19 protein-coding genes are annotated in these 20,204 nt (G+C 73.4%); 11 read left to right on the forward strand and 8 right to left on the reverse strand.

Translation table 11 applies throughout. From position 1 onward, the window contains the following. The first annotated feature begins 73 nt into the window (after nucleotides 1-73). Together ACIF8T_RS19360 and ACIF8T_RS19365 are read left to right on the forward strand one after the other, a co-directional pair. Nucleotides 74-1,588 carry a GntP family permease gene (locus ACIF8T_RS19360; protein WP_400036540.1) on the forward strand — a complete coding sequence of 505 codons (1,515 nt, stop codon included), beginning with the start codon at nucleotides 74-76 and terminating at the stop codon, nucleotides 1,586-1,588. Nucleotides 1,589-1,642: 54 nt separating this feature from the next. Beyond that, nucleotides 1,643-2,257, forward strand: coding sequence for a hypothetical protein (locus ACIF8T_RS19365; protein WP_400036542.1), 615 nt, complete (start codon nucleotides 1,643-1,645; stop codon nucleotides 2,255-2,257). On the opposite strand, the gene ACIF8T_RS19370 is transcribed toward ACIF8T_RS19365, so the two are convergent. Continuing rightward, nucleotides 2,258-3,613 carry a M14 family metallopeptidase gene (locus ACIF8T_RS19370; RefSeq protein WP_400036544.1) on the reverse strand — a complete coding sequence of 452 codons (1,356 nt, stop codon included), beginning with the start codon at nucleotides 3,611-3,613 and terminating at the stop codon, nucleotides 2,258-2,260. 297 nt (nucleotides 3,614-3,910) lie between these two features. Between ACIF8T_RS19370 and ACIF8T_RS19375 the strand changes: the two genes are divergently transcribed. From ACIF8T_RS19375 to ACIF8T_RS19390, 4 genes are all read left to right on the forward strand, one after another. Then, nucleotides 3,911-6,424: an ATP-binding protein gene (locus ACIF8T_RS19375; protein WP_400036546.1), complete on the forward strand. Its 2,514-nt coding sequence runs from the start codon at nucleotides 3,911-3,913 to the stop codon at nucleotides 6,422-6,424. Between the two features lie 43 nt (nucleotides 6,425-6,467). Continuing rightward, complete coding sequence (locus ACIF8T_RS19380) at nucleotides 6,468-7,379, forward strand: anti-sigma factor RsbA family regulatory protein (protein WP_400036548.1); 912 nt, start codon at nucleotides 6,468-6,470, stop codon at nucleotides 7,377-7,379. Between the two features lie 91 nt (nucleotides 7,380-7,470). After that, a complete protein-coding gene (locus ACIF8T_RS19385; RefSeq protein ID WP_400036550.1) occupies nucleotides 7,471-7,953 on the forward strand; it encodes an ATP-binding protein in 483 nt (160 codons plus the stop codon). A 103-nt stretch (nucleotides 7,954-8,056) separates the two neighbouring features. Continuing rightward, entirely contained in the window at nucleotides 8,057-9,373 is a 1,317-nt protein-coding gene (locus ACIF8T_RS19390) for an Nramp family divalent metal transporter (RefSeq protein ID WP_400036551.1), read from the forward strand. A 3-nt stretch (nucleotides 9,374-9,376) separates the two neighbouring features. Here ACIF8T_RS19390 and ACIF8T_RS19395 read toward each other — a convergent pair whose 3' ends face one another. The 7 genes from ACIF8T_RS19395 to ACIF8T_RS19425 all read right to left on the reverse strand — a co-directional run bounded on the left by ACIF8T_RS19395 (nucleotide 9,377) and on the right by ACIF8T_RS19425 (nucleotide 16,077). Then, nucleotides 9,377-10,654, reverse strand: coding sequence for a hypothetical protein (locus ACIF8T_RS19395; RefSeq protein ID WP_400036552.1), 1,278 nt, complete (start codon nucleotides 10,652-10,654; stop codon nucleotides 9,377-9,379). A 72-nt stretch (nucleotides 10,655-10,726) separates the two neighbouring features. Next, nucleotides 10,727-11,236 (reverse strand): SigE family RNA polymerase sigma factor, encoded by a 510-nt coding sequence (locus ACIF8T_RS19400; RefSeq protein ID WP_400036554.1) that lies wholly within the window; start codon nucleotides 11,234-11,236, stop codon nucleotides 10,727-10,729. Between the two features lie 92 nt (nucleotides 11,237-11,328). Then, nucleotides 11,329-13,020 (reverse strand): chitinase, encoded by a 1,692-nt coding sequence (locus ACIF8T_RS19405; protein ID WP_400036556.1) that lies wholly within the window; start codon nucleotides 13,018-13,020, stop codon nucleotides 11,329-11,331. A 79-nt stretch (nucleotides 13,021-13,099) separates the two neighbouring features. Then, entirely contained in the window at nucleotides 13,100-13,489 is a 390-nt protein-coding gene (locus ACIF8T_RS19410) for a hypothetical protein (protein WP_400036557.1), read from the reverse strand. Continuing rightward, complete coding sequence (locus ACIF8T_RS19415) at nucleotides 13,486-13,920, reverse strand: DUF3592 domain-containing protein (protein ID WP_400036559.1); 435 nt, start codon at nucleotides 13,918-13,920, stop codon at nucleotides 13,486-13,488. Before ACIF8T_RS19415 ends, ACIF8T_RS19410 begins: the two co-directional genes overlap by 4 nt. A 2-nt stretch (nucleotides 13,921-13,922) precedes the next feature. Beyond that, the gene (locus tag ACIF8T_RS19420; protein ID WP_400036561.1) at nucleotides 13,923-14,486 is read right to left on the reverse strand and encodes a hypothetical protein; all 564 of its coding nucleotides are present in this window, start codon (nucleotides 14,484-14,486) and stop codon (nucleotides 13,923-13,925) included. A 31-nt stretch (nucleotides 14,487-14,517) separates the two neighbouring features. Continuing rightward, the gene (locus ACIF8T_RS19425; RefSeq protein WP_400036563.1) at nucleotides 14,518-16,077 is read right to left on the reverse strand and encodes a hypothetical protein; all 1,560 of its coding nucleotides are present in this window, start codon (nucleotides 16,075-16,077) and stop codon (nucleotides 14,518-14,520) included. 355 nt (nucleotides 16,078-16,432) lie between these two features. Here ACIF8T_RS19425 and ACIF8T_RS19430 point away from each other — a divergent pair, with 355 nt between their 5' ends. The 5 genes from ACIF8T_RS19430 (at nucleotide 16,433) to ACIF8T_RS19450 (ending at nucleotide 20,161) form a co-directional block, all read left to right on the forward strand. After that, entirely contained in the window at nucleotides 16,433-17,308 is an 876-nt protein-coding gene (locus ACIF8T_RS19430; protein ID WP_400036565.1) for a hypothetical protein, read from the forward strand. A 138-nt stretch (nucleotides 17,309-17,446) separates the two neighbouring features. Next, nucleotides 17,447-18,154 (forward strand): Flp pilus assembly protein CpaB, encoded by a 708-nt coding sequence (gene cpaB, locus ACIF8T_RS19435; protein ID WP_400036567.1) that lies wholly within the window; start codon nucleotides 17,447-17,449, stop codon nucleotides 18,152-18,154. Between the two features lie 9 nt (nucleotides 18,155-18,163). Then, complete coding sequence (locus ACIF8T_RS19440) at nucleotides 18,164-19,417, forward strand: CpaE family protein (RefSeq protein ID WP_400036569.1); 1,254 nt, start codon at nucleotides 18,164-18,166, stop codon at nucleotides 19,415-19,417. After that, nucleotides 19,414-19,800, forward strand: a complete 387-nt coding sequence (locus ACIF8T_RS19445; RefSeq protein WP_400036571.1) for a TadE/TadG family type IV pilus assembly protein — start codon at nucleotides 19,414-19,416, stop codon at nucleotides 19,798-19,800. The genes ACIF8T_RS19440 and ACIF8T_RS19445 overlap by 4 nt, the downstream gene beginning before the upstream one ends. Before the next feature lies 1 nt (nucleotide 19,801). Then, complete coding sequence (locus ACIF8T_RS19450; RefSeq protein ID WP_400036573.1) at nucleotides 19,802-20,161, forward strand: TadE/TadG family type IV pilus assembly protein; 360 nt, start codon at nucleotides 19,802-19,804, stop codon at nucleotides 20,159-20,161. Nucleotides 20,162-20,204: the final 43 nt, after the last annotated feature.

Below are 20,204 nucleotides of genomic sequence, written 5' to 3' on the forward strand. Positions count from 1 at the left end.
CGGCGCCGCTCGTGCGCCGCGCCGCGCTCCCCCCTGCCCGAAAGCCGTATGCACTTACGTAAGAGGCCCCCTCATGCCCCTTCCGCTCGCCGCCTCCGCCCCCGAGGCCCCACCGCACACCGGCGGCCTGCTCCTGCTGATCGACGGCACGGCCGGCCTGCTGACCGTCGCCGCCCTCGGCATCGCGCTCCTCCTCCTGCTGATCATCAAGGTGCGGCTCCAGCCGTTCGTCGCGCTGCTCGCGGTCTCCATAGCCGTCGGCCTCGCCGCCGGCCTGTCGGTCACCGAGCTCTTCGGCACGGTCCAGCGCTCGGACGCCGTGTCGACCATCGAGTCCGGCATGGGCGGCATCCTCGGCCACGTCGCGATCATCATCGGCCTGGGCACCATGCTCGGCGCGATCCTCGAGGTCAGCGGCGGCGCCCAGGTGCTGGCGACCCGGCTGCTGGGCCTGTTCGGCGAGCGGCGCGCCCCGCTCGCCATGGGCCTGACCGGCCTGATCTTCGGCGTCCCGGTCTTCTTCGACGTCGGCATCTTCGTCCTCGCGCCGATCGTGTACGCCGCCGCCAAGCGCTCCGGCAAGTCGATCCTGCTGTACTGCCTGCCGCTGCTCGCGGGCCTGTCGGTCACCCACGCCTTCCTGCCCCCGCACCCCGGCCCGGTCGCCGCCGCCGGCCTGCTCGGGGTCGACCTCGGCTGGGTCATCCTCATGGGCGTCGTCTGCGGCCTGCCCGCCGTGGCGGCGGCCTGGGCGTACGCGGCCTGGATCGGCCGGCGCATCTTCGTCGCCGTGCCGCAGGACATGGTGGAGGCGGCCGAGGAGGCGCGGCAGGCGGTCGCCGAGGAACAGCGCGGTGGGGGCGCCCCCCGCCCGGGCGGGGGCGGGGGCCCGGGGGACGGGGCGGAGCCGCGCGAGGAGCCGGTGGGCCTCGGCACGGTCCTCGGCATCATCGGCACCCCGCTGGTCCTCATCCTCGCCGCCACCTTCTCCTCCGTCGCCCTGGACCCGTCCACCCTCCGCTCGGTCGTCGAGTTCTTCGGCCACCCCTTCGTGGCCCTGACGATCGCCCTGTTCCTCGCCTACTACCTGCTCGGCATCCGGCGCGGCTGGTCCCGCAGGTCCCTGGAGACGGTCTCCACCTCCTCGCTCAAGCCGGTCGGCAACATCCTGCTCGTCGTCGGCGCGGGCGGCGTCTTCGGCGCGGTCCTCAAGGCGAGCGGTGTCGCCCAGGCCCTGTCGGACACCTTCGACGGCGTCGGCCTGCCGGTGATCGCCCTCTCCTACCTGATCTCCCTGGTGCTGCGGGTCGCCCAGGGCTCGGCGACCGTCGCCATCGTCACGACGGCGGGCATCGTCGCCCCGCTGCTCGCCGGGGGTGGCCACTCCCAGGCGTTCACCGCCCTGGTCATCATGGCCATCTCGGCGGGCTCCATCTTCGCCTCGCACGTCAACGACGGCGGCTTCTGGATGGTCGCCAAGTACTTCGGCATCAGCGAGCGGGACACGCTCAGGACCTGGACCGTGCTGGAGTCGGTGCTGTCGGTGGCGGGCTTCGCGGTGGCCGCCGCGTTGAGCATCTTCGTGTAACGATGCGGGGGCTGGCTGTGTCCGGCACAGCTTCGTGGACCATACTGCTCCGCTGTGGAGCAGCGCATAGGTTCGAGCAGCCAGCCCCTTCCGGGCGAGCCCCTGAAGCCCCTCGTCGAGGGCGCCGGATTCGACCCGGCCTTCGTCCCCGGGCTCACCTCCCCCGTGTCCGCGAAGGCCGGTGCCGAGGACGCCCGGCCGGGTGCCGAGCGGCCCGCGGACGCCGTGGCGGACGACGCCGGGGACGACGCCGGGGCCGAGGAGGCACCGGCACCCGCCTCCGGAACGGCCGAAGCGGCCCCCTCCGAGGAGGAGACCGCCCCCGACGGCCCCGTCTTCGAGGCGTCCGACCGCCGCGCGCGGATCGTCGCCGACCACCGCGGCGTACGGCTCGCCCTGGACGACCAGGAGTGCGAGTTCCGCTGGGACGAGATCGGCGCCGTGGAGACGGAGACCGCCCGCTTCGGCAAGCGGTACACGGTCACCGTCCACACGCCCGACCGGCGCTGGTACCCGATCGAGATCGAGGCGCCGTCCAGGAGCCGCTTCGCGGAGTGGGACGCCCGGCTCGACGCCGTCCTGGACGCCTACTTCGAGGACGGCGAGCAGTCCGGCGGCGAGCGGTCCGGCGAGGAACGGTCGGACGAGGAGCGGTCCGACGACGAGTGACTAGCGGCAGTACTGGGCCTCCTTGCCGATGGACCGGTACATGCAGTCGGCGTTCTCCAGGAGTTGCAGCACCGCGTCCCGGTTGCGCGACGTCTCCCGCTCGATGACCTCGTCGGGCGGGTAGAAGCCGCCGCCGGCGCTGGAGGCCGGGTACATCTCGAAGGTGTACCCGAAGATCCGGTGCGTGCCCCACAGGTAGTCGTCGATCGACCCGTCCGTGATGTACAGGTCGCTGGACTGCTCGGGCGTGTAGCCGTTGCTCGCGGCCATCTTCTGCCCGACCGCCTTGAACGCGGCGTTGTCGTCCGCGGTCATCCCGGTCGTCGTGTCCGCGGAGGTGTACCCGAACGGCCACAGCACCAGCTCGCTGTAGGTGTGGAAGTCGATGCCGGCCTTGATCTGCTGCACCCCGCCGACGACCCGGCTGCGCACGAAGTCGGCGACCACCTTGACCTCGGGCGCGGACTCGGGGGCGGAGCCCCGGTAGGTCTCCGACGACGTCGAGCCCGAGGAGCCGCCGCAGCAGCCCCACCGGTAGTTCCAGTTCCGGTTCAGGTCCGTACCGACGTACGAGGAGCCGGAGTTGGGCTGGCGGTTCTTGCGCCACGAGCGGTACGAACCGGAGGCGATGTCGTACTCGCCGCCGTCCGGGTTGATGTCCGGGACGATCCAGATCTCGCGGTTGTTCACCAGGTTCGTGATCCGGGAGTCGCTGCCGTACCCGGCGCCGAGCTCGCGGATCAGGTACAGCGCCATCTCCACCGTCAGGTGCTCGCGGGCGTGCTGGTGGTGGGTGAACAGCACCTCGGGCTCGTTCTCGTCGGCCGCCACGTTGTCGCTGATCTTGACGGCGATGATGTCCCGGCCCTGGTAGGACTTGCCGATCACGCGCTTGCTCATGAGGGACGGGTACGCCTGGAGACGCTGATTGATCTCCGTGTTCATCTCGGCGTAGTTGTGGTAGCGGGAGTCGGCCGACGGGAAGTCGTAGAGCCGTACGTCGTCCGCCGGGCCCGACCGGTCGGGCACCGCGCCCAACGGCGTGACGTCGTAGCCGAGTCGGCGCAGCGTCCTGGCCTGGTCGGCGCGGCCGGAGACGACGACGCCGTGACCGTGCACCTCGTCCACGGTCACGCCGGCCCGCTGCAGTGCCGTGCGGTCCTCGGCGGTCGAGTGCAGGTGGATCTCGTACTGGCGGACGTCGTCGGCCGACGGGGCGGCCTCGCGGGCGCTGTCGGCGGTGGCGTCGGCCGCCGTCCCGGAGAGGGGGGCGGCGAGGGCGAGGGCGAGCAGGGCTGCCAGGGCGGCGGTGCGTCTGCCGCCGCGGGCGCCCGTGCCCCGGATGCGAAGTCGCATGAAAGCTCCTTGTGGGAGGTGGGGTTGTTCCGTGCGACGTGCTGGTGCGGGTGTGGCGCTCATCGTTCTGCCATGGCATGAGCAGGTCAATAGCGCGGGGCGAAACGGGAGTCCCCGACCGTCGCAAAACGGCCGCGCAGTGTACGCGGGGACGGGACCGGCGGTGCGGACCCGGAGGAAGTCCACCCGTGGGTGTGACTCCCGCGTGCGCATATGCACAACCCGGGGAAGAGTAAGGGTCCGCGCAAGGGGAGCCGGGTTTTCCGGGTCCACACACCCCCAGAGGACTGGCTGATCATGGGCGGATCAGCGCCACGACGGGACCATCACCTGCCGGTCGAGACGACCAGCTTCGTCGACCGGCGTGGCGAACTGACCGAGGCACGCGAACTGCTGGCCCGCGCCCGCCTGGTGACGCTCACCGGTCCGGGCGGTGTCGGCAAGACCCGGCTCGCCGCGCACATCGCGGCCCGGGTGGCGCGCGCCTTCCCGGACGGGGTGCGCTTCGTGCACCTCTCCGGCCTGCGCGACCCGGCCCTCGTCCCGCTCGCCGCCGCCGACGCGCTCGGCCTGCACGACCACTCGACCCAGCCGCCGCTGGACGTGCTGGTGGAGCACGTACGCGACCGCAGGCTGCTGCTCGTCGTCGACAACTGCGAACACCTGCTGGACGCCTGCGCGCGGCTGGCGGCGGCCCTGCTGCACGGCACGACCGGCGTGCGCGTCCTCGCCACCAGCCGGCACCGCCTCGGCCTCACCGAGGAACACCTCATGGAGGTACGGCCGTTGCCGGTGCCCGACCCGGACGGCGACCTCTCCGCCGCCGAGGGGTACCCCGCGCTCACCCTGTTCGCCGACCGCGCCGCCGCCGTCGTCCCCGGCTTCCGGCTCACCCCCGCCAACCGGGCCGCCGTCGCCCGCCTGTGCCGGCGCCTCGACGGCCTGCCGCTCGCCATCGAACTCGCCGCCGTCCGCATGCGCGTCCTCGGCGTCGAGCAGCTCCTGGACCGCCTCGACGACCGCTACCGCCTGCTGACCTCCGGCAGCCCCGCGGTCCTGCCCCGCCACCAGACCCTGCGCGCCGCCGTCGACTGGAGCCACGACCTGTGCACACCGCAGGAACGGCTGGTATGGGCACGGCTGTCCGTGCTGGCCGGCGGCTTCGACCTGGAGGCGGCGGAGGCGGTGTGCGTCGCGGGCGACGACGGGCCGGCCGGGGCCGGCCCCGGCGGCACACCCCCGGACGGCACGGACCACGGCACCGCGGCCCGCACCCACGACGGCACCGCGGACGGCACGCGCGGCGCCCCGGACACGGCCGGTGCCCCGGACCGCCCCGCCGGCCCGGACGCCCCCGCCCCCCTGGGCGGCGCCCCCCGCATCCACCCGCACGACGTCCTCGAAGCCGTCGCCGGTCTCGTCGACAAGTCCGTGCTGTCCCGGGAGGCGGGCCCCGACGGGGTGCGCTTCCGGCTGCTCGACACGCTGCGGCACTACGGACTCGACCGGCTGCGCCGCCTCCCCGGGGAGGAGGCCGCCGCCCGGCGGCGCCAGCGCGACTGGATGCTGCGCCGGGCCACGGCCTGCGAACGCGCCTGGTTCGGGCCCGGCCAGCCCGAGACCGTCGCCCGGCTGCGGGCCGACCAGGACAACCTGCGGGCCGCCCTGGACCACAGCCTCACCACCCCCGGCGAGGCGCTCACCGGGCTGCGGCTCGCGGGCACCCTGTGGTTCTACTGGCACGCCTGCGGAGCACCCCGCGAGGGCCTGTACTGGCTGGACCGGGCCCTGGACGCCAATCCCGCGCCGACCCCCGAGCGGGCCCGCGGCCTGTGGGTCTCCGGGCTGCTCAAGGCCGTCACGCAGGACCTCGCCCGGGGCCGCCGCCGCGCCGAGGAGGCCCGCGCCCTGGCCCGCCGCCTCGGGGACGCGGCCGAGAGCGCCCACGCCGCGTACGCCGTCGGGGTCATCCGGCTGTTCGGCGACGACCTGCCCGGCGCGCTGGAGCACTTCGAGGCGAGCGTGGCCCGCGGCCGCCTGCCCGGCCAGCACCTGAGCATCGTCGGCCTCGACCGGGTCGAACTCGCCTGCGCGCTGAGCTTCCTGGGGCAGACGGAGCGGGCCGTCGCGGTGTGCGAGGAGGCGCTGCGGCTGTGCGAGGAGCACGACGAGCAGTGGGTGCGCTCGTACGTCCTGCGGATGCTGGCGCTCGCCCACAGCGTGCGCGCGGACTGGCCGCGCGCCGAGCGGTACGCCCGCGAGGCGCTGCGCGTGAAGGCCGCGCTGCACGACGTCACCGGCATCGCCCTCACCCTGGACCTGCTGGCGGCGGTCGCCGCGCAGCGCGGCGGCCACGAGCGCGCGGCCGTGCTGCTGGGCGGCGCCGACCGCGTCTGGGCCGACATCGACGCCGGCCGCTGGGGCGCGCACACCCTGAACTCGGCCCGCCGGGACAGCGAGGAGCGGGTGCGCGGGGCCCTCGGGCACGACGGCTTCGAGCGGGCGTACCGGCAGGGCGACGCCCTCGACCTCGCCCGGACGGTCGGCTACGCGCTGGAGGAGCCCGGCCGCGCGCGCCCCGAGCCGCCCCCCGCCGCGAGCGGCCCCGGCACCGCCGGGAGCGGGGTCCGCCTCACCCGGCGCGAGACCGAGGTCGCCCGGCTCGTCGCCGAGGGGCTGGCCAACCAGCAGATCGCCGACCGCCTCGTGATCGCCCGCCGCACCGCCGAAGGCCATGTGGAACGCATCCTCAGCAAGCTCGGCTTCAGCAACCGCAGCCAGATCGCCGCCTGGATGTCGGCACAGCGCTGACCCACCCGCCCCGCGCCCACCACGTCGACCGAGGGGAACCCCCGTGACCACCCGATCCAGCTCCGTCCGCAGTCCGTTCGACCACCGCATGGCCGTCTTCGGCAGCGACGACGAGTTCCTGGCCGCCGCCCTGCCGTTCCTCGCCGAAGGACGCGCGGCCGAGGGCGCGCCCCCGCCCGTGGCCATCGCCGCCCCCGCCCGCCTGGACCTGCTGCGCGACGCGCTCGGCGACGACGCCGAGGACGTCACCTGCATCCCGCACACCGACTGGTACACCGGCTCCGCCGCCAACGCCGTCGCGCAGGCCGCCGGCTACCTCGCCGGGCACGCCGGCCCCGGCGGCCGCATGCACCTGCTGATGGAACCCGTCTGGAACGGCCGCGCCGGCCGCTCGGTGCGCGAGACCGCCGAATGGATCCGCTACGAGGCCCTGGCCAACCTGCTGTTCGCGCCGATGGCGACGACGGCCCTGTGCGCCTACGACACCCGCACCGCCGGGGACGCCGTCGTCGCCGCGGCCCGCCGCGCCCACCCGGACACCGACGTCTACACCGACCCGGCGCGCCTCGCGGCCGAACTCGACGCCGTGCCGCTCGCGCCGCCCCCGCCCGGCGCGCGGCCGCTCGCCGCGCCGCACGCGGACGCCGTGCACGCCTGGGCCGTCGCCCGGGGGCTGCCGGAGGCGGAGGCGGAGCTGTTCGCGACGGCCGTCGCCGAGACCGCCGCGGCGCTCGGCCCGCTCACCGGCACCGCCCTGCTGTGGGGCGAACCGCCCGCCTGCGTCTGCGAACTGCGCTCGGCCCGCCGCGTCGGCGACCCCCTCGCCGGTTTCGTCCCCCCGCCCGGCACCCGGCCGGCACCCGGCCAGGGACTGTGGTACGCCCGGCAGGTCTGCGCGTACGTCGACCTCCGCGAGGACGGCGAGGGCACCACGGTCCGCCTCCAGTACGCCTAGCCGCGCCCATCCCCGTCCGTACGCGGAGACAGGTACGGATACGGGTAGTCCTCCCCCTGCCGCGCCCGTCCCCGCGGGCCACCCTGGGGGCATGCTGCAACTCTCCGGGGGACATTTCCCGGACCCCGAGGCCCGGTACGGTCCGTTCCCCCAGCCGCCGCTGGGCGCGGGCCACCTGAGCGTCGTGTACGACCCCCGCCCCTGCGCGGTCCGCGAGGCCCGCGCGGAGGTCCGCCGGCAGTTGGAGGGGTGGGGGCTGGCGGAGCGCGGCGAGGTGGCCGACGTCGCCGAACTCCTCGTCGGCGAACTGGTCACCAACGCCGTGCTGCACGCCGCGAGCCGCTTCCGGCTCACCCTGTTCGCCGCGCACGGCGTGCTGCGCTGCGAGGTCGCCGACGCGGACCGCCGCGTCCCTAGGGTGTGCGAGGCCGGCACCGGGGAGAACGGCCGCGGGATGTTCCTGGTGCACTCGCTCGCCGAGCGCTGGGGCTGCCACCGGGACGGGCCGGGCAAGACCGTCTGGTTCGAGCTCGGCACGTGCGGGTCGGACGGCTGCGGCCGGCGGCGGCCGTGACGCTCCGCCGGACCGGGTCCCGGGGCGGCCGGCCGACGGGGTCCGTTCCCGGACGGCCCACGCCCTCTTGTCGGCCCGGCCCCTTTCGGGTTTCTTGACCTGCATGGCGGACACCACGGGAAACACCAAGGGCACCGAGACACCGCACGACCACCGGCCCCGCAAGGCCGGTTGGCGCCACATCGGGCCGGGCATCGTCGTCGCCGCGACCGGCGTGGGCGCCGGCGACCTGGTCGCCACGCTCATCGCGGGCAGCAACTTCGGCTACACCCTCCTGTGGGCGGCGGTCGTCGGCTGCCTGATCAAGATCTCCCTCGCCGAGGCGGCGGGCCGCTGGCACCTGTCCACCGGCCGTACCCTGTTCGACGGCTGGGCCAGCATGGGCCGCTGGACCACGTACTTCTTCGCCGTCTACGCCGTGGTCTGGGGCTTCGTCTACGGCGCCGCGGCGATGTCGTCGAGCGCGCTGCCGCTCCAGGCGCTGTTCCCGCAGGTGATGGACCTCAAGTGGTGGGGCATCGCCTGCGGCCTGGTCGGCCTGGTCTTCGTGTGGTTCAACAAGTACGCGGTCTTCGAGAAGGTCATGACCGCCTTGGTGGGCGTCATGTTCGTGGTGACGGTCTACCTCGCGGTCCGCGTCACCCCGAACCTCCCGGACGCCCTCGCGGGCCTGCTGCCCGTCCTGCCCGACGAGGAGGACTCGGTCCTCAACACCCTCGGCCTGATCGGCGGCGTCGGCGGCACCATCACGCTCGCCGCGTACGGCTACTGGGTCAACGCCAAGGGCTGGACGGACACGGGCTGGATGAAGGTCATGCGCCTGGACAACCGCGTCGCCTACGCCACCACGGGCGTCTTCGTCGTGGCGATGCTCTTCGTCGGCGCGGAACTGCTCCACTCGGCGAACGTCGCCCTCGCGAGCGGCGACAAGGGCCTGGTCCAGCTGAGCGACATCCTGGAGCGCGAGTACGGCACGGCCACGGCGAAGTTCTTCCTGATCGGCTTCTTCGCCACGTCCTTCACCTCGCTCATCGGCGTCTGGCACGGGGTGAGCCTGATGTTCGCCGACTTCGTGGCCCGGCAGTGGGGCCGGGGGGAGGCCAGGGCCGAGGAGGTCGCCTCGGGCGAGCGCGAGCGCTCCCGGCCGTTCCGCGCCTACCTGCTCTGGCTGACCTTCCCCCCGATGATCCTGCTCTTCGAGGGCCAGCCCTTCCGCCTGATCATCCTCTACGGCGTGCTGGGCGCGGCCTTCCTGCCCTTCCTCGCCGGCACCCTGCTGTGGCTCCTGAACTCCTCGCGCACGCCCCGCGAGTGGCGCAACGGCCCGGTGAGCAACACCATGCTCGCCCTCGCGGGACTGCTCTTCCTGGTGCTGTGCGTCAAGCAGATCCTGGACCAGCCGTGGGGGGAGTTCTTCTGACGGTCACGCCGGGGCGAGCCACTTCGGGCTGAGGGCGATCTCCCGGAGCTGCTCCAGGGTGAGGGCGGGCGCGGCGCGGGTCGCGTCCTCGTGCTGCGCGCCCGTGTTGAACGCGCTGACCACGACCCGTCTCCCGTCGGTCCGCATGGTGTCGACGGTCCACATCACCACGTTCTCGCCGCCCTTCTCGCCGGGGCCCTGCCGGACGGTGACCAGCGTGCCGTCGGGCAGGGTCTCGGCGTCGCCGTACAGCTGGCCGGCGACGTCCCGCATGTCGGGCTGCACGTTGATCTGGACGAGGCTCGCGCCCTCGCCGTCGTCGACGACGACCCAGGCGTACTCGGTGTCCTGGCCGCCCCGCGAGACGACGTCGAGCCCGTCGGGGAGCAGCGCGGCGAGGGTGTCGCCGACCGCCCGGCCGTCGGCCGCCGGGGGCGCGCTCGGCGACGTGCCCGAGGACGCCGGCCGCCGGGGCTGCCGGAGGTCCGCGGGCAGGGCGTCGACGGCGGCCCGCCACTGGGGTGCCGTCGCGATCTCCCGGAGCCGGTCCGCCGGCAGCGGCGGCTCGGGACGGCTGACGGGCGCGTCCTTCTCCGCCGGGGCGTTCCACTCGCTCACCCCGACCTGGTGCCCCTCGGGGGTGACCAGTGCGGCGTGCCACCACTTGGTGTCCGCCCGGCGGTCCGGGTACTCGTACCCCTTGAGCAGCATCAGCGAGGACCCGTCGGGCAGGGTCCTCGTGGTGCAGCTGTCGTGCGAGGCGACGGCCCGGTCCGGGCATTCGGTGGCCACCCGGGCCTGCATGCCGCCCGGCTCGACCCGGTCGAGGCTGACGGAGATCAGGGCGGGGCCCTTCCCGTCGTCGTACACGAGACGGGCGTACGGCGGGGGCCCGTCGTCGGTGCCGCCGGCCCGCTCCTGGCTGAACTCGCCGTCCGGCAGCAGCTTCTTGAGCGTGGCGAGGAGCGCGTCGCCCGGGACGGCCCCGGGCGAGCGGGACACGGCCGGCGCGGCCCCGGACCCCGCGGCCACCGACCTCCGGTCGTCCGCCGGGGAGCGGTCGCCGCCGCCCGGCGTGAGCAGCGTGCCGCCCACCCCGACCAGCGCGATGCCGGCCGCGCCGGACAGGACGGCCGCCCGGCGCCGCAGCCGGATCCGCCGGCCCCGGGTCCGGCCCGCCGCCGCCAGGGCGGCGCGGTCGGCGTCGAAGCCGTCCCCCGCCTCCCGCAAGGCGGTGGCGAACCGCTCCTCGAAGGGATCACTGTGCTGGTCGACGGGCATGGCACACCACCGTTTCGCGAGGTCCGAAGTGAACGGGCAGGAGGGCGGGGGAGGGGCGCGGGGAGGGCGCCGTCAGGACCCGGCGTACTCGGCGAGGTCCTCGCCGAGCAGTTCCCGCAGCCGGGCCAGGGCCCGCGAGCACCGGGTGCGCACCGCCGCCGAGCTGGTGTCCAGCGCGTCGGCGGTCTCCTCGACGGAGCGGTCCTCCCAGTACCGCAGCACGAGCACGGCCCGGTCCTTGGCCGGCAGCCGGCCCAGCGCCTGGAGCAGGGTGAGCCGCAGCGGCACGTCCCCGTCGGCGGTGCCGGGCAGGTCGGGGAACACGTCCGTCGACCGTTCGGTGCTGCTGCGCCGCCGCCGATGGGCGAGGAACGTCCGGGTGAGCACGGTCTGCGCGTACGCGGCGGGGTTGCCGACCCGGGAGAGCCGTGCCCAGCGGACGTACAGCCGCCCCAGGGTCTCCTGGACGAGGTCCTGCGCCAGGTGCGTGTCACCGGCGGTGAGCAGGCACGCGGACCGGTACAGATGACCGGCCCGCGCGGCCGCGAACTCCTCGTACCCGCTCTCGCGGCCCTGCCCCATGCGTTCCCCCCGTGTCCGTCCCGCCGCCCTCACCTCATTGATGCGGTGGGCCCGGGGGAATGTTTCACAGGAGGCGGACAGCCACCGCCCCGCTACGGCAGCGTGTGCACGTGCGGGCCCACCGCGTTGGACCAGGCGTTGCCGGCCGTGGCGTCCCAGTTGGTCGACCAGGTCATGGCGCCCCGCAGGTCGGGGTAGGTGCGGGACGGCTTGAAGGTGCCGCAGCCCGTGCCCTTCGTCAGGCAGTCCAGGGCGTTGTTCACCACGGACGGGGAGACGTAGCCGCTGCCGGCGCCGCGGGTGGAGGCGGGCAGGCCGAGGCCGACCTGGGACGGGGCGAGGCCGCCCTCCAGCTGGATGCAGGCCAGGGCGGTCAGGAAGTCCACCGAGCCCTGGCTGTAGACCTTGCCGTCGCAGCCCAGCATGGAACCGCTGTTGTAGTACTGCATGTTGACGACGGTGAGGATGTCCTTCACGTTCAGCGCGGTCCTGAAGTAGGAGTTCGACGTCGACTGCATGTCGATGGTCTGCGGCGCCATGGTGAGGATCATCGACGGGCCGGCCTTCGCGGACAGCGCCCGCAGCGCCTGCGTCATGTAGGTGGCGTCCAGGCCGTTCTCCAGGTCGATGTCGACGCCGTCGAAGCCGTACGTCCGCATCAGGGAGTACACGCTGTCGGCGAAGTTCGCCGCCGAGGCGGCGTCGTTGACCCGGACCGCGCCGAGCTCGCCGCCGACCGAGATGATGACCTTCTTGCCGGCCGCCTGCTTGGCCCTGATGTCGGCCTTGAACTGGTCGACGGTGTAGCCGCCGAGGCCCGCCGAGTCCAGGGTGAAGGTGACCGCGCCCGGCGTCGGGGTCGCGTCGGCGAAGGCCACCGCGATGATGTCGTACTGGGACGGCACGTCGGACAGCTTCTGGACCGTCGCCCCGTTGTTGAAGTTCTGCCAGTAGCCGGTCACCACGTGCTTGGGCAGGCCGGTGCCGCCGCCGCCGTCCGAGGCCGCGGTCCGGCCGGTGACCGCCGCCGACCTGGCCGATTCGCCGGCCGCGTTGCCCGCCGTGACCTGGAAGGAGTACGAGGTCGCGGCCGCGAGGCCCGTCACGGTCGCGGAGGTGCCCGACACCGCCGTCACCTTGGTGCCGTCGCGGTAGACGGTGTAGCCGGTCGCGCCGGACACCGCGTTCCACGCCAGCGACACCGACGAGGACGTCGTGCCGGAGACCCGCAGCCCGCCCGGGGCGGCCGGGACCGTCGGGGCCGGGTCGGTGCCGCCGCCCCCGTCGGGGCCGTACACCGACAGGTCGTCGGCGTAGTAGGCCGCCTGGCCGTACCAGCCGTGCGTGTACACCGTCACGGAGGTCGTCGAGGCGCCGGTGGTGAAGCTGGTCGTCAGCTGCTTCCAGCTCGCCGAGTCCGGGGTCCAGGCCGACACGTCCGTGGTGCCGGTGCCGGACACCCCGAGGTAGGCGTAGCCGCCCTGCACCCACGCGCTCAGCGTGTACGTCGCGTTGGGCTTGACCGCGACGGTCTGGCTGCACCGGGCGTTGTCCTGCCCGGACGGGGTGGCCTTCAGCGCGGCGGAGCCGCCGTGCACGGGCGAGGAGACGGTCGTGCCGCTCCCGGCGGAACAGGTCCAGTTCGCCAGACCGGACTCGAACCCGGCGTTCCGGGCGTTGTTGACGTCCGCGGCCGACGCCTGGTGCGCGGTGGCGAGGGAGAGGGCTAGGGCAGCGGTGACGGCGGACGACCAGATCCGTATCCGTCTGCGTGCGCGGTCCACTGGGGCCTCCGGTGGGGGAGTGGGGATGAGGACGGCGGCCACCGCTGGAGGACAAAGGTGGTCCAGACCAATCCGGCTGTCAAGAGGTCCAGACCAACTTGTCCAGCAGCAGGCCCGCCGCGCACCCCGCCAGCAGCACGCCCGTCGACATCCACAGCGCCGTCCCCGCCGGGCTCATCGCCTCCCAGCGCAGCGACAGCGTCAGCACCTGGGCCGCCGCCGGCACCGCGCACGCCGCCGCCACGTGCCGCGCCGGCACCTCCCGCCACGGCTCCGGGTGCACCCGCGCCGCCGCCCAGGTCGCGAGGACCACGCACAGCAGGTTCGGCAGGTGGACCAGGGCCAGCGCCGCGCCGAACGAGCCGACGCCGTCCGGGCCGACCAGGGTGTCGTGCACCAGCGTCATCTGGACGTACTCGGTGACCACGAGCACCACGATGCCCACGGCCCAGGACCGTACGAGCGTCATCGACCGCCTCCGGTGATCTCGAAGAACAGCAGGACCGCGAACCCCAGCGCGGCCGTCCCGCAGCCCGCCGTCAGCGCCAGGGCCTGGAGCACCGGGGACCAGCTGCCCCGGCCGGCCACGGTCGCCGTCCCCCGCGGGTCGCGCGGGTCGTAGGTGACGGTGACCGGGGTGCCCCTGGTCGTCGACCCGCCCGCCAGGTCCTCGAACTCGACCTGGGTGCCGTCGGCCGTGCGGAACGCGAAGAAGTGCCGCCGCGCGTCGGAGCGGGCGTACGGCTCCGTCTCCACGCGCACGCACGTGCCGTCGGCGCGCACGCCCCGGCGCAGCACGCGCGCGACCGTCACCAGCCGCCGCGCGTACCTCAGCGCCAGCGCCCCGAACAGCGCCACCAGCAGCGTGAGGACGACGTACCCGGCACCCGGCACCTCCACGGCTAGTGCACCTCGACCGAGTCGACGATCTTCTCCAGGTCCCCGTCGGGCAGGACGCCCCGCTGGGCGTCGATCCGGACCGCGAAGGCCGAGCCGGTGGAGTCCAGGCCGGTCAGGATGACGCCCTCGACCGGCGTGCCCTTGGGCGGCCCGCCGTCCTCGCCGGTGGCCTCGAAGGCGAAGTCGATCCGCCTGGCCTCGTCGGTGCCGGCCAGTTCGACGTCCTCGGTGCCCTTGACGTCGGCCCCCATCTGGATGCCCGCCTCGGCGGCGATGGCGGCCCGCTCCGCCGAGTCGGCCTCGGTGAAGCCGAGTTGCACGGTCAGGGTGGACACCGTCCGGCCGCCCTCCGTGCGGACCGCGGCGGCGGCGTTGTACTTGCTGCGCTCCGCGGCGCTCTGCTCCTCGTACCTCTTCGGGTACGACACGGAGACGCCCTCGGTCTCCAGCGTCCCCCAGCCGTCCGGCACGGCGGCGGAGTCGGAACCGCCCTCCCCGCAGCCGGCCAGGACCAGGACGGCGGCGGCCAGCAGGCCGGCGGCCGCGTACGTACGACGGGTCTTCATCGGTGTGGGCTCCCTTTCCCGAACGGCCCGGTCAGTTCGCACAGTAGCTGTAGGGGACGTAGCCGCGGCTGTTCCCCTCGGGGGCGCCCAGGAACTCGGCGTCGGTCAGCGTCTCCGACTTCCTCTCGGTGCTGACGGACATCCCCAGGCTCAGCCCGAGGTTCAGCTCGAAGCCGTACTCGGCCGCGTTCACCTCGCCCGTGTACGTCATCCGGCTGGACTTGCCCTTGTCGAACATCAGCTGCCCGAAGGGGTCGTCCGCGCCCGGGCGGGCCGTCGGCGCGTGGCCGTCGAACATGTACTGGAACGGCTGGCCGAGCTGCTCGTTGCTGCCGTCCAGCCACTGCTCGGCGATCCGCCGGTCCGCGTCGCCGGCCGGACCGGGGTCGAAGGTGACCGTGTTGCTGACGATCTCGATGCCGGTCTGCGAGTCGGTGCCCTTCACGCCGGCGTTGCCGCCCCGCTTGTCGTCGTCCTTCTTGCCGTTGTCGCCGCCCGCCTTGGCGCCGTCCCTCTGGCCGCCCTCCTCGACCGTGCGGGTCGTGTCGATGCGGACCAGCTTGCCGGTCGCCTTGTCGTAGGTGACGGTGATGGTGCCGGTCTGGGTGGTGTTCGCCGTGTACTCGCCGCTGATCGGGCCCGCCTCGTAACCCACCTTGCTGCCGTACTCGATCTGCGAGGAGTACGTGTACGACTTGGTGTTCTTGTAGGCGTTGTCCGTCCAGGTGACCTCCGGGGAGAACTTGAAGTTCCCGCCGAGCGCGGCGCTCAGCTTCTTCTCGTCGCCCGCCGAGATCTTCATGCCGGCCGCCGCCGAGGCCTCCAGGCCCACCTTGCCGTAGGTGATCTTCCGGTTGTCGCCGAGGTGTTCCTTGATGCGGTTCTGGGTGTCCTCCTCGTCCTTCAGCGGGCCCGTCCCGAAGAGGTAGAGGATGCTGTCGCCGAGGCTGGCCTCCGCGCCGCCCGGCATGGTGCGGCGCATCTCGTACATCTGGAGCTTCTCGACGTCGTCCCGGAACCGCTGGGCCTCCTCCGGGCTCTCGAACACCCAGGTGTCGCCGTTGGTGACCTTGATGCCGAGGCCGAGCTCCACCTTGTCCGCGCCGAACTTGCCGACCTTCATGCCCGGCTTGAAGTCCTTCTTCGCGGCGACCGACGCGGCGTCGGTGAAGGTCAGGTAGACCATCTGGTCCTTGTCGTCGACCTTGCCGTCGCCGTTGACGTCCGTCTTCGCCTTCAGATGCTGCTCCTGGAAGCCGTACTCCTTGCCGATCTCCCAGAAGAAGACCTTCGCCTTGGAGCCCGCCTTGTCGGTGACGGAGGAGACCTGGCACAGCGCCGGCTCGAAGTCGGCGTCGGTGAGCGGCCTGCCCGGGTCGGTGCCGCCCCCGCCGCAGTCGCCGCCGCCCGTCACCCTGCAGATCTGGGCGGCGACCTTGTCGGCGATCAGCTGGCCGACCCCCGTGGCCGAGACGCCGAGCACGACGGCGGCGCTGACGACGACCATGCCGAGGTACTCGGTGCCGGTCGCGCCGCGGTCGCCGTACACCCTGCGGCGTCCGTCCGTCCGTATGCCACCCCCGTCGGCCATACGGCACCCCTCCTCGCCCAGTGGCCCCATCCGTGTCAACGACGGCGAGCGTAGGAGCGGGAGCGGCCGCCCGGCGTGGGCCCGAGGACCCAAAACCCGGGCCCAGCGTCAATCCTGGGCCCGCCCGGGTACCCGGCCGGTACGGTCCACCGTGTCGGGACGACCGGCGGGATGCTCAACCTGCCCCGTTTTGACGCACCTTGTGCAACGACAGTTGCTCCACAGCTACAGAAACGCTGTTCTCCGGTCACAGAGCCGTGGATACAGTGCTGAGGTAGTCACGCAGTGAAGTCGCCGGGGCGGACCGGAGGAACGCCCGGGGGACCGACGGGCATGGGAAAACGGGGAGCTGCGCGTGCCAACAGCCATTGCCGTGACCAGCGCCGACCTGGCGCTGTCGCCGCAGGACGAACGAACCCTGCCCGCCGTCGTACTGCGGGACGTCGACCAGCGGCCGCTGGACCAGGCGCTGGCCGAGATGCAGACGCTCGTCGAACAGCACGGGCACGTCATCGTGGTGTGCTCACGGGCCGCGCCCCTCGCCGTGCGGCGGCGGCTGCAGACCGTCCGGGCGCTGCTGGAGAGCGACCGGATCGCGCTGTTCAGCCCGGACCTGCCGCCGCTCGGACTCGCCGTGCTGGCCCGCCAGCTGCGCCAGCTCGCCTCCTGCGACCTCAGCCCCGGCGTGCTCGCCTCGGCCGGCCGGCTGCTGGTCCACTACATCCACTCCGGGGCCCTGCTCAACTCCGTGGCCCGCCTCGACCGGGTCCCGGTCGGCCTGAAGTCGCACGCCAAGTCCTGGATGCCCGGCAGCCAGTTCGCCGTGCTCGCCCACCCCGAACCGCAGCTCGTACGGATCGGCCCCGAGGCGATGCTGACCGGGCCGGAGTTCGGCACCTGGATGCTGGTCGCCAAGGGGCAGCTCCAGTCCGACTGGGTCACCGCCACCCTCGCCCCGGCCTGGAACGTGCTCGGGCTGCGCGAGACCGCGCTGCCCGCCGACTCCCCGGGCTGGTGGGGGACCGGCCGGCTGATCGAGTTCTGCACCTACCTGCCCGACCTGTCCGTCCTCTACCAGCTGGTCACGTCGGTACGGCGCGGCAGCTGCCACTGGTGCGGCATCGACGTCATCGGCGACCGGTGCGTGTTCTGCTCGGCCACACCACCCGCCCACGACGGCCTCCGTGACGCCCAGGACCGGCCTCGCGAGAACCGAACAGCCGTCGGGTGAGTCCTGAACCACAGGGCGCGCCCCGGGACCCGCGTCCCACGGATCCGGCCACGGCCCGCCCGGGACACCGCCCGCCCGCCGGATCCGCATCCGCTCAGATTCCGCTCGACCGATATCCCCAACGAGGTTGTACGGTTCATGAACTCCCGTCAGCGCCGCGGCGTGATACTCCTGCTCCTGTCGGTCCTGTGCGCCCTGGGCGCCTTCGCCGGCGTGCTCTCCGTCATCAGTGACGTGAAGTCGAAAGTCGGCCCCGAGGTCACCGCGTACCGGCTGACCGCCGAGGTGGCCCCCTACACACCGCTCAGGACCGGCCAGTTCGAGAAGGTCAAGATGCCCGAGCGGTGGCTGTCGGACACCGCGGTCACCGACCTCTCCGAGATCGAGGGCAAGATCGCCGTGACCACGCTGCGGAAGGGCTCCCTGCTGCAGAGCGACATGATCGTGAACCAGCCGGCCCTGCAGCCCGGGCAGCAGGAGGTCGCCATCATGATCGACGCGGCGACCGGCGTGGCGGGCAAGATCACGCCCGGCGCCACGGTCAACGTGTACGCCACCTTCGAGGGGGAGCGCGAGGGCGACCCCGCCCAGTCCAAGATCATCGTGACGAACGCCAAGGTCATCGACGTCGGCCGGATCACCGCGCTGGAGCCCGACGACAGCAGCGACTCCCGGCAGCCCACCGACGGCGTCCCGATCACCTTCGCGCTGTCCACCATCGACGCCCAGCGCATCACCTACGCCGAGTCGTTCGCCCAGCGGGTCCGGCTCGCGCTGGTCGCCCCGGGCAGCGACACCACCGTCCCCGAGCGGGAGCGGACGTACGAACTCGCGAAGGACAAGTGAGAGGCCCGCATGCCCACGAGGATCCTCCCGGCCGTCGGTGACGCGGACGCGGTCCGGTCCATCACCACCCTCCTCAGCCAGCTCCCGGACGCCGAGCCGGTGGCCCCGGTGGCCGACTCGACCCAGCTCATCGACACCCTCGCGCGCCTGGCCGCCGAGTCGGTCGACGAGCTGCCCGAGGTCGTGGTGGTGCACGAGCGGATCGGCCCGGTCCCCGCACTGGAGCTGATCCGCGAAGTCGCCCTGCGCTTCCCGGCCGTCGGGGTCATCCTCGTCACCTCGGACGCGAGCCCGGGCCTGTTCCAGGCCGCCATGGACTACGGCGCCCGCGGCCTGGTCGCCCTGCCCCTGAGCTACGAGGAGCTGGCCAGCCGCGTGCAGGCCGTCGCCCAGTGGTCGGTCGGCGTACGGCGGCACCTGGGCTCCGGCGGCGACGTCTTCACCGGCGTCGGCGGCCGGGTCGTCACGGTCAGCGGCGCCAAGGGCGGCGCCGGCGCCACCCTCACGGCGATCCAGCTGGCCCTGGCCGCCCAGGCGTCGGGCCGCTCCACCGCCCTGGTGGACATGGACCTCCAGACCGGGGACGTCGCCTCCTACCTGGACGTGCAGTTCCGGCGCTCGGTGGTCGACCTCGCGGCCATCACCGACATCTCGCCCCGGGTCCTCGCCGACGCCGTGTTCCGCCACGACACCGGCCTGGCCCTGCTGCTCGCCCCGGGCGAGGGCGAACGCGGCGAGGACGTCACCGACCGCGCCGCCCGCCAGATCGTCAGCGCCCTGCGCTCCCGCTACGAGGTCGTCGTCATCGACTGCGGCGCGCAGCTGAACGGGGCCGGGGCCGCCGCCGTCGAGATGGCCGACACCGCCCTGCTGGTCACCACGCCGGACGTGGTCGCGGTGCGGGGCGCCAAGCGGGCGGTGCGGATGTGGGACCGGCTGCAGATCCGCAAGGCGGAGGAGACCACCATCGTCGTCAACCGCCACTCGCGCGGCACGGAGATCCAGCCGCCCCTGATCCAGAAGATCACCGGCACCTCCGTCGCGGCGACCACGGTCCCCGCGAACTTCAAGGAACTCCAGAGCGTCGTGGACGCGGGCCGCATCCACGAACTGGAGAGCAAGAGCGCGGTCAAGCAGGCCCTGTGGGGCCTGGCGGGCGAGCTGGGACTGGTCAAGGTCCCCGAGGGCGCCCAGAAGGCGAGCCGGCTCCGGGGCGACCGGGGCTCGGTCAATTTCCGGCGGCGGAAGGACGGTGGGGGATGAGCGGGCGCGTCCTTGCACGGGACCGTGACCGGGGCCAGGTCACGATCGAGTTCCTCGGCATGACCCCGACGATCATCGTGACGCTGGTCGTGCTGTGGCAGCTCGTCCTGGTCGGCTACACCTACACGCTCGCGGGCAACGCCGCGGACGAGGCGGTGCGGGCCGCGACGGCGGCGGAGTACGACCGCGGCGGCAAGTGCCGGGAGGCCGGGCTGTCCAAGCTGTCGGACGCCTGGCGGGCCGGCGCCCGGGTGGAGTGCGCCACCGAGGACGGCTACGTGACCTCCGACGTCACGCTGGACGTCCCGCTCCTCTTCCCGGGCACCGTCTCCGTGCCGATCCCGGTCAGGGGCCACGCCGGCGCCGTAGAGGAGGCGAACTGAGATGCCGTACGACCGCACGCGACGCCGCGACCGCGGCCAGGTGGCCATCGAGTACCTCGGGTTCCTGCCGGTCCTGCTGCTCGTCGCCATGGCGGCGGTCCAGCTCGGACTGATCGCGTACACCGCGCAGCAGGCGGGCACCGCGGCGCGGGCCGGGGCGCGCAACGCGTCGCTGCAGCAGGACGCCCAGGAGGCGTGCTCCAGGGCGGTCAGCGACTGGCTCGCCGACGGCACCGACTGCGACCCGGCGTACGGAGGGGACGAGGTGACGGTCACCGCCACGGTGGGCATCCCGTCGATCGTCCCCGGCTGGGATTTCGACCCGGCGCGCAAGACGGCCACGATGCCGCTCGACCGCTGAGGCCCGGCCCCGAGGCCCGGCCACCGAGGCCCGGCCGCCGGGG

It is taken from the genome of Streptomyces sp. NPDC085946 (genome assembly GCF_044540485.1).
Classification (GTDB): domain Bacteria; phylum Actinomycetota; class Actinomycetes; order Streptomycetales; family Streptomycetaceae; genus Streptomyces.

Bases quoted from the DNA above. Each gene is read 5' to 3' on its own strand.
- ACIF8T_RS19440 (WP_400036569.1), top strand. From the start codon at position 18,164: ATGCCCACGAGGATCCTCCCGGCCGTCGGTGACGCGGACGCGGTCCGG.
- cpaB (WP_400036567.1), top strand. From the start codon at position 17,447: ATGAACTCCCGTCAGCGCCGCGGCGTGATACTCCTGCTCCTGTCGGTC.
- ACIF8T_RS19420 (WP_400036561.1), bottom strand. From the start codon at position 14,486: ATGAAGACCCGTCGTACGTACGCGGCCGCCGGCCTGCTGGCCGCCGCC.
- ACIF8T_RS19410 (WP_400036557.1), bottom strand. From the start codon at position 13,489: ATGACGCTCGTACGGTCCTGGGCCGTGGGCATCGTGGTGCTCGTGGTC.
- ACIF8T_RS19450 (WP_400036573.1), top strand. From the start codon at position 19,802: ATGCCGTACGACCGCACGCGACGCCGCGACCGCGGCCAGGTGGCCATC.
- ACIF8T_RS19360 (WP_400036540.1), top strand. From the start codon at position 74: ATGCCCCTTCCGCTCGCCGCCTCCGCCCCCGAGGCCCCACCGCACACC.
- ACIF8T_RS19385 (WP_400036550.1), top strand. From the start codon at position 7,471: ATGCTGCAACTCTCCGGGGGACATTTCCCGGACCCCGAGGCCCGGTAC.
- ACIF8T_RS19395 (WP_400036552.1), bottom strand. From the start codon at position 10,654: ATGCCCGTCGACCAGCACAGTGATCCCTTCGAGGAGCGGTTCGCCACC.
- ACIF8T_RS19390 (WP_400036551.1), top strand. From the start codon at position 8,057: ATGGCGGACACCACGGGAAACACCAAGGGCACCGAGACACCGCACGAC.
- ACIF8T_RS19375 (WP_400036546.1), top strand. From the start codon at position 3,911: ATGGGCGGATCAGCGCCACGACGGGACCATCACCTGCCGGTCGAGACG.
- ACIF8T_RS19445 (WP_400036571.1), top strand. From the start codon at position 19,414: ATGAGCGGGCGCGTCCTTGCACGGGACCGTGACCGGGGCCAGGTCACG.
- ACIF8T_RS19370 (WP_400036544.1), bottom strand. From the start codon at position 3,613: ATGCGACTTCGCATCCGGGGCACGGGCGCCCGCGGCGGCAGACGCACC.
- ACIF8T_RS19425 (WP_400036563.1), bottom strand. From the start codon at position 16,077: ATGGCCGACGGGGGTGGCATACGGACGGACGGACGCCGCAGGGTGTAC.
- ACIF8T_RS19400 (WP_400036554.1), bottom strand. From the start codon at position 11,236: ATGGGGCAGGGCCGCGAGAGCGGGTACGAGGAGTTCGCGGCCGCGCGG.